The following is a 12,095-nucleotide window of genomic DNA, read 5'->3' as shown; positions in this document are numbered from 1 at the left end:
CGACGGGGGTCCTACTTCACGATGAACTTGCCGGTCATGCCCTTGGATTCGAGGCCATGGACCGACCAGGGATATTCGCCGGGCCGGATGGCCACGAACTCGATCGCGATCTCGCCCGGATCGTCGAATTCGAAATGGTCCGGCGGGCCGCTGCCGTGGATCTCCAGGTGCTGGATGACGATCTGGTTGAACCAGATGTTGCGGAAGAACTCGGTCGCGTAGAACTTGTATTCCTGCCGGCCCTTGGCGACGATCCGCAGGCGGTAGGCCTTGCCGGATTCGAGCTCGATCTCCTTGTTCTCCACGACGAAGTCGTTGCCCTCCTCGTTGCCGAGGACGAGGTCGGGCAGGTTCTGGCGCTTCTTCGTCAGGTCGAGGGCCTGGGCCGGCGCCATCCAGGCCGCGCCGGTGGCGAGACACGCCGCCAGGGCAAGGGCGGTGCGCCGCATCGTCCGCTTCATGTGTTGTCCTCCCGTTGGCCGCCCGCAGGCGGTGCCGCCCCGGGGCGGTGCCGCCTCGGAGCGGTCGTCGCTGTCGCTCTCGCGGGTCTCCCCCTCCCCGTCGGGGAGGCGCGGGCGCCTAGTTCGGCGAGACCGTGACCCCCCAGGGCAGAAGGCCCACGGGGATGCTCTTCACCACCTTCTCGGCCGCCACGTCCACGACCGAGATGTCGTTCGAGGAGCCGTTGGTGGAGAACAGCAGCTTCTGGTCCGGGGTGAAGGCGAGCTGCCAGACGCGCTGGCCCACGGGGAGGTACTTCTCCACGGCGTAGGACTTGGCGTCGATCACCGCGATGCGGTTGGCCGGGCCGAGCGCCACGAAGGCTTTGCCGCCGTCCTTGGTGATGCGGATGCCGACGGGCTGGATCGCCTCGTCGTTCACGCCCGGGATCTTGAAGGTGATCTTCTTGATCACCCGGCGCGCGGCGACGTCGATGATGCTGATCGTGCCGCCGACCTCGGCCGAGACCCAGAGGAATTTCCCGTCCGCCGTGAACTCGGCGAAGCGCGGGCGGGCATCGACCAGCACGTTGTCGATCACCGCGAAGGTCGTGGTGTCGATGAAGTGGGCCATGTTGGTGGTCTCGGAAGTGTTCACCAGGATCTTGCCGTCCGGCGAAAGGCCCATGCCCTCGGGCTCGACGCCCACCGGCACCTCGGCCATGACCTTGTTCTTCTCGATGTCGATGACGGTGACCTGGCTGTCGTCCTCGTTGGCGACGTAGAGCAGGTTGCCCTGGGGACCGAGGATGAACTGCTCCGGGTCGGGCCCCGAGCGCAGCGAGCGCACGACCTTGCCGGTGCTGGTGTCGAGCACGTCGATGCGGTCGTCGTCGCTGGCGCAGACGAAGAGCTCCTTGCCGTCCTTGCTGGTGGTGACGCCGCGCGGACGCCGGCCCACCTTCCAGGTGCCGGTCACCGCCATCGTCTCGGTGTCGATGACGCTGACCGAGTTGCCCTTCTCGTTGGTGACGTAGACCGTGTAGGCCTGCGCCGGCTGGGCGAGTGACGTGCCTGCCAGCAGCGCCAGGCCCAGGATCGTTCCGGACGCGTCTGCCCTGAAGCCGCGGCTCATGGGGTTCCTCCTCGGGGCCATCGTTGTTGCTTGGGCGAAGAATCGCTCGCACACGATTGATTGGGCGTTACTATAGTGCAGCCCCCTCTCACGGGGAGCTTGGGATCGCAAGCGGACGGGGGACCGCGTTGCCGCAGGGGACCAGGGCGGCCCGGGCCTCGCGGGAACGTGACGGGATCAGTCGGGAAACTTGCAGGTCGTCTCCGGCAGGTCGATGCCGAGGGTGTCGAGCGGCGTGCGCTGGTGCGTGAACCCCTGTTCCGGCGCCACCGAGACCATGGCCTTGGGCTGCACCACGATGATGGGCTGGCGTAGCTGGTGGTCCCAGGGCCGGTAGCTCAGGGAGACGCCCTTGTAGGCCGGCAGGCTGAAGGCCGGGTCGGCGAAGTAGGGGGCGAGGATCGCCGGGTCGGCCGTCTTCTTCTGGGTCGCCGCCTCCCCCACCGAACGCACCGCCGCCCAGGCCTGGTAGTCGAGGGGCCGCATCAGCCGCCCCGACTGCCGCCGGAAGCGGTTCTGCGCCTGGGCCGCGCCCCAGGTCTCCAGCATCGGGTGCCAGGTGGTGGCGATCAGCCCCTGCGTACCCGCCACGGGGCGCGGGTCGACGGTGCGGAACGGGACGTAGTCGCCCCAGTCGCCGGCCTCGTCGGCCACCACCGCGATGTCGTAGTCGAGCCCCCGGGTGAAGACCATCGCCTCGGAACGGGTCGGGGTGTCGCCCCGCGCCTTGGCGAGCGGCCCGAAGGTCCAGGGCTTCTCGGCGTTGATCTTCAGGCCGAACTTGCGGGCGGAGTTCTTGAACGCCTCGGCGTAGAGGCGGTCGGTCTCCGCCGGCCCGACGATGAGGAACATCTTGCGCCAGCGCATCAGGGTGAAGAACTGGGCCAGGGCGTCGGTCTGCATCGCCCGGCTCGGCAGGACGTGGAAGACGCTGCGGCGGCAATCGGCCCCGCGCAGGCGGTCGTCGGGGGCGGCGATGTTGAAGATCGTGACGCCCTGGCCCTTCAGCGCGTCCGCGATGGCGAGGAGTTCGGCCGCCGGAAGCGCCACCACGAGGTAGCGGATGCCCCGCCCCGCGAGGTCCCGCGCCGCCGCCACCCCATCCTTGTCCCCCTCGAGGGCGACCTCGTCGAGGACGTAGGTCTGCTTGGTGAAGCGGCCGGTGTTGTTGTTGTCCTTGACCGCCATCCGGGCGCCGGCGACGCCCTCGTCCTCCGGCACCGCCTCGGCGTCGTAGGAGGAGGGCGCGGGCTCGGGCCGGTAGATCAGGCCGATATGCGTCTCGCTCGGGGCGATCGCCGGCGCGGCCGGGGGCGTGGCCGGCTCCTGGGCCGAGGCCGGGGAAACGCCGCACAGCCCGAGGCTGAGGGCGAGCGGGGCGAGGAGGAAGCGTGCGGGGATGTGCATGTGGCGCAGAGGCTAACAACATTGCGCCGCCGCGCTCAATCACGGATTGCTAAGCGGTTCCTAAGGGCGTCGCGCGGGAAACCTTGCGCTCGACAGGGCGGCGCCGCGGCGCCATTTGCGCGCCGGGCCGTTTCCGGGCAGATCTCGCGGAACTGATCAACCGGCGGGATCGCGCGGGCGCCCGGCGCGTTCCCGTGGTCCCTCCTGTCCCCGCCTCCAGCGGAGAGCTTCGCCCATGGCCCCGTCTCCGGTCCGCTCAGCGCTCGGTCTCGCCCTCACCGCCCTCCTCGCCACCGGCGCTCTCGCGGGTCCCGCCCGGGCCGCACCGGAGAAGGCCGCGATCTTCGGGGTCGAGCTCTTCGATCCCGGCGTGGTCGGCGGCCGCAAGGCCCGCCCGGACGAGCTGCGGCGCCTCGGCCTCGTCACCGACGAGCTGCGCAGGGCGCTGGGCGACAGCGTCGAGCCCGTCGACGTCGCCCCCCAGGCGGCCGAGATCGCCAGCCAAGCGCCCCTCTACAAGTGCGACGGCTGCGCCGCCGCCATCGCCAAGACCCTGGGGGCCGACCTCGCGGTCTCCGGCTACGTCGAGAAGGGCTCCAACCAGATCTTCAACCTCACCGTCACCATCGCGGAGGCCGCCACCGGCAAGGTCATCCGCGGCGGCCGGGTGGTGATCCGGGCCGATACCGACGACACCTGGGCGCATGCCATGCGCTGGGTGGTTAAGAACCGCCTCCTCACCGAGCCCCTGCCGAACCGCTCCTGATCCGGCGGCGTTTCGAAGGACGGGATTTCCCTTCTTCCCGCCCATGCGCTAGGCCCGCCTTCGGGCCGGAAGCGCCAGCTTGAGGCCGAATTTGCCCCGGCCGCGCCATCACGGGCGCGGCGTTTCCCGACCCGGGCGTCGTCGATGGTCTCCCCGAGGCCCCCGAGCAACCGAAACCCGCGCTGATGTCCGTGTCCCGATCCCTCGATCTCCGGTCCTTCGACGGCGGCGCCCCCGCCCCGCGGCTCCTCGTGAGCGTGCGCGACGCGGAGGAGGCGGACCTCGCCGCGCGGGCGGGCGCCGACCTCGTCGACGGCAAGGACCCCGATCGCGGGGCGCTCGGCGCCCTCTCCCCAGACACGGTCCGGGCCATCGCGGCGCGGGTGGACGGCCGGTCACTGACGAGCGCCGTGGCCGGCGAGCCCGACCGGGCGGCCCTGGTTCCGGCCATCGCCGCGATGGCGGCCACCGGCGTCGACGTCGTGAAGGTGGCGGTGCGGGCCGACGCCTCGGCCGACGATCTCGCCCGGGCCGCCGAGGCGGCCTCCGGCCGCCTGATCGCGGTGCTGTTCGCGGAGGCCGGCGACGCGACCGGCCTCGTGCCGGCCCTGCGCCGCGCCGGCTTTCTCGGCGCCATGATCGACACCGCCGGCAAGGACGGTCGCCGCCTCACCGACCACCTGTCCCTGCCGGTGCTGGCCGCCTTCACCCGCGCCTGCCGCGGCCATGGCCTGGTCTCGGGCCTCGCCGGCTCCCTGGCGCTGCCCGACATCGCGGTCCTGGCACCCCTCGGCCCGGATTACCTCGGCTTCCGCGGCGGCCTCTGCGCCTCCGGCAATCGACGACAGGGCCTCGATCCCCTCCGGGTGGCCGAGGCCGTGCGCCTGATCCGGGCCTCGGCCCGGCGGGACGCCGCCTGATGCGGGCGCCGGCCCCCCCGACCGTGGTGAAGCTCGGCGGCAGCCTCGTCGCCGACGCGCCCCGCCTGCGGGCCTGCCTCGCGCACCTCGCCGACGGCGCCGCGGGGCCCTGCGTCATCGTCCCCGGCGGCGGCCCCCTCGCCGAGGGGGTGCGGAGCGCTCAGGCCGCCCTCGGTTTCTCCGATGCCCTGGCGCATCGCCTCGCCCTCGACGCCATGGGCCGCATGGCCGAGATCCTCTCGGCGCTGGAGCCTCGCCTCGTCGCGGCCCGCGACCCGGAGGCCTTCGCCGGCATCCTGGCGGCCGGGCGGATCCCGGTCTGGGATCCGCTCGCCCTGAAGGCGGGCCACCCGGACATTCCCGAGACCTGGGCCGTCACCTCCGACAGCCTCGCCCTCTGGCTCGCCGCCGAGATCGGCGCGCCGCGCTGCTGCCTGGTGAAATCCGCCGCCCGGCCGGCGGGAGCGGACTGGGCCGATCTCGCCCGGACCGGCCTCGTCGACGCGGCCTTCCCGGCCTTCGCGGCGCGCTATGCCGGCCGCATCGAGATCCTCGGTCCCGGCCTCGATCCCGCGAGGGCCGCCGCATGAGCGCGCCCGAGCACCTGGTCTTCATCACCGGCCGCATGGCCAAGGCGCGCCTGGAGAAGGTCGCCGCCACCCTGCCGCCGGAGCGCTTCGCCTGGAGCATCGCCGATGCCGGCGTGAAGGTCGCCGCCCTGATGACGGAGGAGATCATCCGGCGCCGGGTGACGATCCCGGACGGCGCCACCCGCATCGTCCTGCCCGGCCGCTGCCGGGCCGATCCGGAGGCGCTGGCCGCGCATTTCGGCCTGCCGGTGGAGCGCGGCCCCGACGAGATCGTCGACCTGCCGGCCTATCTCGGGCTCGCCGGGCGCAAGGTCGATCTCTCGGGCCACGACCTGCGCATCTTCTCCGAGATCGTCGACGCCTCGAAGATGACGCCCGATCAGATCCTGGCCAAGGGCCTCGATCTGGCCCGGCGCGGGGCGGACGTGATCGACCTCGGCGGCCTGCCGGACACCGACTTCCCGCATCTCGAGGAGTGCGTGCGCCTGCTGAAGGGGGCCGGGCTCAAGGTCAGCGTCGATTCGTTCTCCCTCGACGAGCTGACCCGCGGCGCCCGGGCGGGGGCCGACTACCTGCTCAGCCTCAACGAGCAGACCCTCGACCTCGCCTTCGAGACCGACGCCGTGCCGGTCCTGGTGCCGGTGCGTCCCGACGACCTGCCCTCCCTCGACCGCGCCATCGAACGCATGGAGAAGGCGGGGCGCCCCTACATGGCCGACCCGATCCTGGAGCCGATCCATTTCGGCTTCGTGGACTCGATCACCCGCTACCACGAGACGCGCAGGCGCTGGCCCGGCATCGAGATGATGATGGGCACCGGCAACCTCACCGAGCTCACCGAGGTCGACAGCCTCGGCGTCACCGCCCTGCTGGTCGGGATGTGCTCGGAGCTCGCCATCCGCAACGTGCTCATCGTCCAGGTCTCCAACCACACCCGCCGGACCGTGGAGGAGCACGACGCCGCCCGCCGGGTGATGTTCGCGGCGCGCGCCGATTCGGCCCTGCCCAAGGGCTACGGCCGCGCCCTGCTGGCGCTCCACGACAAGCGGCCCTATGTGCAGACCCCGGACGAGGTCGCGGCCCAGGCGGCCGAGGTGAAGGATCCGAACTACCGCATCGCCGTGGCCGAGGACGGCATCCATCTGTTCAACCGCGACCTCCATGCGATCGGCACCGACGCGATGGCCTTCTTTTCCGATCTCCAGAGGACCGGCGACGTGGCGAGCGACGGCGCCCACGCCTTCTATCTCGGCGGCGAGCTGACCAAGGCCGAGACCGCCTGGCGCCTCGGCAAGCGCTACGTGCAGGACGAGGCCCTGGCCTGGGGGGCGGCGGCCGATGCCGAGGCGGAGGACACCACCGCCTTCAAGAAGGCCGGCCACACGAAGCATTCCGGCCCCGCCGCCGCCGAGATCGCGGCCCGTGACGCGACGCCGCCGGAGGCGGGGGCGGCAGCGCCCGAGACGACCGGGCCGGGCGAGACCCGGGCCGCCGACGCGCTGTCGCCGATCCCCGCGGAGACGAGCGGCCGGATCGTCTGCGGCCGGTTCGTTCCCGACGACCCCGCTGCGGCGGACCCGTCCGCCCCCGCAGGGAAGGCCTGACCCCGTGCCGCTGATCCTCGAGACCGTCGTCACCACCACCGCCCGCGACGGGTCGCTGCACCTGGTGCCGTTCGGGCTGATCCAGGACGGTGCGGACTGGATCCTGGCGCCGTTCCGGCCCTCGCCCACCATCCTCAACCTCGCCGACAACCCGGTCTTCGCCGCCTCAAGCCCCAGCGACGTGCGGGTGATCGCCGGCGCCGTCACCGGGCGGCGCGACTGGCCGACCCTGCCCTGCGAGCGCATCGCCGGCCGGCGCCTCGCCGAGAGCTTCGGCCATGCCGAGTTCGAGGTCGCCGCCGTGGAGGAGGACGCGGTGCGCCCCCGCTACCGGGGCCGGATGGTGCACGCGGCGGCGCACATGCCGTTCATCGGCTACAACCGGGCGCAGGCTGCGGTGCTGGAGGCGGCGATCCTCTCGACCCGCCTGCACATGCTGGAGCCCGACAAGATCCTGACCGAGATGCGCTACCACGCCATCGCGATCGCCAAGACCGCCGGGCCCGCCGAGCGCGAGGCCTGGGACTGGATCGAGGACAAGGTCGCCGCGGCCCTCGGCCGCGACGATCGCATCCTCGAGCGTTCCCCCCCAGCACCGTAGAATGTGCTTTCCCGAGGAGACGAAGACCCGATGAAGTTTCTTTACCTGACGACCGTGGCGGCCTTCGCCCTGGTCTCGTTCGGCGCCCAGGCGCACGGCCCGACCCGCAAGAAGGTCGAGGAGACCGTCGAGATCAATGCGGCGCCCGACAAGGTCTGGGCCGTGATCGGCAACTTCCAGGACATGAGCTGGCTGCCGCCGGTGGAGAAGACCGAGGGCAAGGGCGGCAACGAGGTCAAGGCCACCCGCACGCTGACGCTCAAGGGCGGCGCCACGGTGGACGAGGAGCTGTACAAGTACTCCGCCGAGAAGATGAGCTACTCGTACCGGATCACCAAGGTCGACGTGAAGACCCTGCCGGTGAACGACTACTCCTCCACCCTCAAGGTCGAGGATGCCGGCGGCGGCAAGTCCAAGGTCGCCTGGGACGGCGCGTTCTACCGCGGCTACATGAACAACGATCCGCCGCCCGAGCTGAACGACGAGGCCTCGCAGAAGGCCGTGCGCGGCCTCTACCGCACCGGGCTCGACGCCCTGAAGGCCAAGCTCGAGAAGAGCGGTTCTTGATCGCATCGCGAACGGGGACGGGCCGGCGCCTCGCCGGCCCTCTCCTCGGTCTCCTGCTGCTCGGCGCGTCCGCCCGGGCCGACGAGGCCCTCGTCACGGCCCAGGGGGCCAACACCCTGGCGATCGTCGACCTCGAGGCCGGCAGCGTGGCCGCCCAGATCCCGATCGACGGCGCGCCCGCCGGCATCGCCCTCTCGCCCGACCGCCGGACGGCCTTCGTCACCCGCCCCGAGGGACCGGGCCTCGCCGTGGTCGATCTCGCCACCCGCACGGTGACGGGCACCCTCGCCCTGCCCGGCGGCCCCCTCGGCATCGCGGTCAATCCGAAATCCGGCGCGGTCTACGTCGCCGATTGGTACGGCAGCCGGATCTTCGTGGTCTCGCCCGACGGTGCGCAGCTCGACACCGAGCTCCAGGTCGGGGCCTCGCCCTCCGGCATCGCCGTGACGCCCGACGGCGCCACCCTGCTGGTGGCCAACCGCGAGGGCGATTCGGTCTCGGTGGTCGACGTCGCCACGGCCCGGGAAGTCCAGAAGATCCCCGTCGGCCGGCACCCGTTCGGCATCACCCTCGATGCCGAGGGGACCCGCGCCTACACCGCCAACGTCACCTCGAACGACGTCTCGGTGATCGACGTGCCCGGTCGGCACGAGATCGGCCGGGTGACCACGGGCGAGCGGCCCTACGTGGTGGCTCTGGCCGGTTCGCGCGGCTTCGTCACCGACCAGTATTCGGGTACCGTCACGGTGTTCAACCTGAAGACCCTCACCAACGTCGCGGCGATCGAGGTCGGCGATCACCCGGAGGGCATCGCCGCCTCCCGCGACGGCCGCACCCTGACGGTGGCGAACTGGGGCTCGAACACCCTGAGCCTGATCGACGCGACCACGCTCAAGGTGACGGGCGAGATCAAGGTCCCGGACGGGCCGCGCTCCTTCGGAGATTTCCTGCGGTGAGTGTCGGAGGCTGGGTACGGCGCGCGTGATGTGCCGGATCGGTTGGAGAGCGGATCCTGGCTTTTCGCCCCGAAGCGGACGTTCCGCTTGCGAAACATGCCGGACGCCAGGACCATCCACGTCGCTTCCCAGAAGCGGTCCTTCGTCGGCCATCCGGCAAATTCGCTCGACGCACTCTTCCGCGGTGTGCGCCATCTCACCGCATCTTCGATGGCAGGTACCTTAGCCAACCCGGATGAGCATCAGCATCTACGACGTCAGCGTCCCGGTCTTCGTAAACGCGCTTCGCAACATGAGCGCGTGGCTAGACAAGGCGGCATCGGAAAAGCCTGAAGCCGAGTTGCTCGCCCGGCGGCTAGCGCCGGACATGAAGCCTCTACCGGCCCAGTATCAAATGGCGTCCGACAGCGCGAAGAACGCGATGGCACGCCTTGCCGGGATCGACGCTCCCTCGATGCCCGACGTCGAGACGACCTTCGCTGAACTCAAGGAGCGCTGTGCCAGGACGGTTGCCTTCGTCGAGGGCATCGATCCTGCCGCATTGGCCTCAGGCGCGGAGCGCGAGGTGGCGTTGAAGTTCCCGAACGGCATGGGATACCACTTTAATGGGCAGGCCTATCTCATCGGCTTCGCACTTCCGAACTTCTTCTTCCACGTGACGACTGCCTACGGGATCTTCCGCAGCACTGGAGTGAGCCTTGGCAAACCGGATTTCCTCCAGCATCTCGGGCCGCCGAACATCCACTCCGCGAAGTAATCGTTCAAGCCTCCCACGCCCAAATCCGATCTGCGGGATTAGGCGAACGCGCGCATGAGGATTTCGCCACCCGAAACCGGACGGGCCGGAAACCACCCCACCCGGACCTCACTCATCCTTTTCCAAGCTGCCGCGAAGCGGACCTTCCGAGAGGCTCTGAGGGGGCACAAGCGGACGGGGCGGAGCTGTGAAGCTCTCACCACGGGAGCCTGCGGCCCCCTGCACCTCACGCCGCCGCCGGCGGCTCCGGCGCCTCGGGCTCCTCAGGCGAGTTCAGGATGTCCTCCAGTTCGTCCACCAGCATGTCGATCTGCTCCGGCGTCGCCAGAACCCGCAGGGTCTGGCCGGATTCGGTGGCGAGGGCCAGCTCGATGCCGCCGCCGGAGCGGCTGGCGAGGATGCGGGCGAGTTTCTGCGGCGTGCTCATGCGCGGGGTCTCTCTTCAGGATTTCAGGTGGGATCGGCGGCCAGCAGCGCCACGGCGACGGCAGGGCCGCAGGTGGAGGCCCAGTCGGCCCCGGCCTCCGCGCGGTGGCCGGCGACGAGGTCGGTGAAGGCGAGGGCCGGCCGGCCGAGGCGCGCGGCCAGGCGCTCGGCCAGGAAGCGGCCGGCGCCGCACACCACCACGGGCGCCCCGTCGGGCAGGGGCCGGCGCGAGAGCACGAGGGCGGCCGCATCGTGCAGAAGCCGGAGCTGCCGTTCGGCGAAATGGGCCGCCAGGGCGCGCCACTCGGCGGCGCTGCCCTCGTCCCGGTCGCGTCCGACGATGCGGGCGAGGCGGGTCTCGCTCTCGGGGATCGACTTGCCCTTGAGGTCGACGCTGTGCTGCTGGTCGGCGCCCTCCGGCAGGTCGCCGAGGATGCGGTGGATGTCGGCGGCCGTGGCGAAGGTCTCGGCCATCAGCCCGGTGCGCCGGCCCCGGAACGGGGCGTGGTCGGCCAGCGCCACGAGATGCGAGCGCACCACGCCCGTATAGACGAGCTCCCCCGTCTCCAGGCGCTCGGCGTCGCTGTAGCCGGCCGCCACCGGCGCCCCGGCCGCGATCGGGATGAGGTCGGCGGTGGTGGAGCCGATATCGACCAGGAGCCCCTCGGCGACGTGGCGGCCGATCAGGGCCGCGGTGGCGTGCCAGTTCGCCGAGGCGATGTCGGCGGCGTGCGCCGCGGCGTTGGCGGGGGCGAGGAGGCCGGAGCGTCCGCCATAGATCCGCACCCGCCCGGTGAGGGTCGTCTCGGCCCAGGCGGAGATCTGCCGCACGCCGTCGGTGCGGCCGGCGAAGCAATCGGTGAGTTCCCCCGTCATCGTGACGACGTGGTCGGCCGCCCCGCGCGCCCAGTCGGGCAGCTGCGCCAGGGTCTCGTCGAGGGCGGGCAGGCCGCGCCAGAGGCGGCACGGCGCCTGGACCACGTCGACCAAGCGGCCGTCGCGGACCAGGGCCGCCTTGACATGGACCCCGCCGAGATCCCAGCCGATCACCGGCGCGTCTGCGGACGCGGCGGGAGATCCAGAAGCAGGAGATCCAGACGGTGGTGTCACGGGCGGGCCTGAACGCGGGAGGAAGCCGGATGGCGGACGAATTCGAGATCATTCCGGTGATCGACCTGCGCCACGGAATCGTGGTGCGGGCGCGGGCCGGGGACCGCGCCTCCTATGCCCCGATCGTCACGCCCTTGGCAAAGGGATCGGCGCCGGCGGACGTGGCCCGCGGGCTCCTGGGGGCCGTGCCGGCCCGGATCCTCTACGTGGCCGACCTCGACGCGATCGTCGACGGGGCCGCGCCCGACCATGCGAGCCTGTCCGCCATCGCGGCCGCCTGCCCCGGCACCATCCTCTGGGTCGATGCGGGATTCGCCGCGGCGACCGGGGTCGAGGCCTTCCTCGACGCCGGGCTCGGCCGGCCGGTGATCGGCAGCGAGAGCCAGGCGGATGCCGGGCTCGTGCGCGCCCTCGGCGACCGGGCGGTGTTCTCCCTCGACACGCGGGACGGCGAGCCCCTCGGACCGGCCGCCCTGCACGAGACGCCGGTCCACTGGCCGCGCGACGTCATCGTGATGACGCTCGGGCGGATCGGGGTCGGGGCCGGGCCGGACCTCGACCGCCTGGCGGCGGTGGCGGCTGCGAGCCCGGGGACGCGCCTCTACGCGGCGGGCGGCGTGCGGGGGCCGGCGGACATCGCGGCCCTGCGGCACCGGGGCGTGGCCGGCGCCCTCGTGGCCTCCGCCATCCATGACGGGGCCTTGCGGAACGGGGGCCCGCGCGTCTGACGCCCGGCGCAAAACGTATGGCCCGCCCCGTCCGCAAGTGGCTTATGATCCGCTGGTCTGAGCAGTCTGCATAAACGTATCCGGCCTT

The 12,095-nt window shown here is 71.5% G+C and carries 14 protein-coding genes; 9 read left to right on the top strand and 5 right to left on the bottom strand.

Annotation, left to right across the window (positions count from 1 at the left end; translation table 11 throughout):
- Window positions 1-11: 11 nt before the first annotated feature.
- From AC0IWM_RS22830 to AC0IWM_RS22820, 3 genes are all read right to left on the bottom strand, one after another.
- The gene (locus AC0IWM_RS22830; protein ID WP_056469119.1) at window positions 12-461 is read right to left on the bottom strand and encodes a cupredoxin domain-containing protein; all 450 of its coding nucleotides are present in this window, start codon (window positions 459-461) and stop codon (window positions 12-14) included.
- A gap of 118 nt (window positions 462-579) precedes the next feature.
- Window positions 580-1,575 carry a YVTN family beta-propeller repeat protein gene (locus tag AC0IWM_RS22825; protein ID WP_471758836.1) on the bottom strand — a complete coding sequence of 332 codons (996 nt, stop codon included), beginning with the start codon at window positions 1,573-1,575 and terminating at the stop codon, window positions 580-582.
- 177 nt (window positions 1,576-1,752) lie between these two features.
- The gene (locus AC0IWM_RS22820) at window positions 1,753-2,982 is read right to left on the bottom strand and encodes an ABC transporter substrate-binding protein (protein WP_471758834.1); all 1,230 of its coding nucleotides are present in this window, start codon (window positions 2,980-2,982) and stop codon (window positions 1,753-1,755) included.
- Window positions 2,983-3,217: 235 nt separating this feature from the next.
- Here AC0IWM_RS22820 and AC0IWM_RS22815 point away from each other — a divergent pair, with 235 nt between their 5' ends.
- The 8 genes from AC0IWM_RS22815 to AC0IWM_RS22780 all read left to right on the top strand — a co-directional run bounded on the left by AC0IWM_RS22815 (window position 3,218) and on the right by AC0IWM_RS22780 (window position 9,743).
- Window positions 3,218-3,748: a DUF3280 domain-containing protein gene (locus AC0IWM_RS22815; protein ID WP_471758832.1), complete on the top strand. Its 531-nt coding sequence runs from the start codon at window positions 3,218-3,220 to the stop codon at window positions 3,746-3,748.
- Between the two features lie 185 nt (window positions 3,749-3,933).
- The gene (locus AC0IWM_RS22810; RefSeq protein WP_471758830.1) at window positions 3,934-4,668 is read left to right on the top strand and encodes a (5-formylfuran-3-yl)methyl phosphate synthase; all 735 of its coding nucleotides are present in this window, start codon (window positions 3,934-3,936) and stop codon (window positions 4,666-4,668) included.
- A complete protein-coding gene (locus AC0IWM_RS22805) occupies window positions 4,668-5,258 on the top strand; it encodes an amino acid kinase family protein (protein ID WP_471758828.1) in 591 nt (196 codons plus the stop codon). The genes AC0IWM_RS22810 and AC0IWM_RS22805 overlap by 1 nt, the downstream gene beginning before the upstream one ends.
- Window positions 5,255-6,862, top strand: a complete 1,608-nt coding sequence (locus tag AC0IWM_RS22800) for a DUF6513 domain-containing protein (RefSeq protein WP_471758826.1) — start codon at window positions 5,255-5,257, stop codon at window positions 6,860-6,862. Before AC0IWM_RS22805 ends, AC0IWM_RS22800 begins: the two co-directional genes overlap by 4 nt.
- 4 nt (window positions 6,863-6,866) lie before the next feature.
- The gene (locus AC0IWM_RS22795; RefSeq protein ID WP_056469100.1) at window positions 6,867-7,463 is read left to right on the top strand and encodes a DUF447 domain-containing protein; all 597 of its coding nucleotides are present in this window, start codon (window positions 6,867-6,869) and stop codon (window positions 7,461-7,463) included.
- A gap of 30 nt (window positions 7,464-7,493) precedes the next feature.
- On the top strand, window positions 7,494-8,030 hold the full coding sequence (locus AC0IWM_RS22790; RefSeq protein WP_471758824.1) for an SRPBCC family protein: 537 nt from the start codon (window positions 7,494-7,496) through the stop codon (window positions 8,028-8,030).
- 53 nt (window positions 8,031-8,083) lie between these two features.
- Complete coding sequence (locus AC0IWM_RS22785) at window positions 8,084-8,986, top strand: beta-propeller fold lactonase family protein (RefSeq protein ID WP_471758866.1); 903 nt, start codon at window positions 8,084-8,086, stop codon at window positions 8,984-8,986.
- 235 nt (window positions 8,987-9,221) lie between these two features.
- The gene (locus tag AC0IWM_RS22780; RefSeq protein WP_471758822.1) at window positions 9,222-9,743 is read left to right on the top strand and encodes a DUF1993 domain-containing protein; all 522 of its coding nucleotides are present in this window, start codon (window positions 9,222-9,224) and stop codon (window positions 9,741-9,743) included.
- A gap of 226 nt (window positions 9,744-9,969) precedes the next feature.
- Here AC0IWM_RS22780 and AC0IWM_RS22775 read toward each other — a convergent pair whose 3' ends face one another.
- Window positions 9,970-10,170 carry a hypothetical protein gene (locus tag AC0IWM_RS22775; RefSeq protein ID WP_471758820.1) on the bottom strand — a complete coding sequence of 67 codons (201 nt, stop codon included), beginning with the start codon at window positions 10,168-10,170 and terminating at the stop codon, window positions 9,970-9,972.
- Window positions 10,171-10,193: 23 nt separating this feature from the next.
- Window positions 10,194-11,219, bottom strand: a complete 1,026-nt coding sequence (locus tag AC0IWM_RS22770; RefSeq protein WP_471758818.1) for a hydantoinase/oxoprolinase family protein — start codon at window positions 11,217-11,219, stop codon at window positions 10,194-10,196.
- 89 nt (window positions 11,220-11,308) lie between these two features.
- On the opposite strand from AC0IWM_RS22770, the gene AC0IWM_RS22765 reads away from it, so the two are divergent.
- Window positions 11,309-12,007, top strand: coding sequence for a HisA/HisF-related TIM barrel protein (locus tag AC0IWM_RS22765; protein WP_471758816.1), 699 nt, complete (start codon window positions 11,309-11,311; stop codon window positions 12,005-12,007).
- Window positions 12,008-12,095: the final 88 nt, after the last annotated feature.

Source organism: Methylobacterium sp. AC433, assembly GCF_979253015.1.
This window is presented reverse-complemented; position numbering and strand designations above follow the sequence as displayed.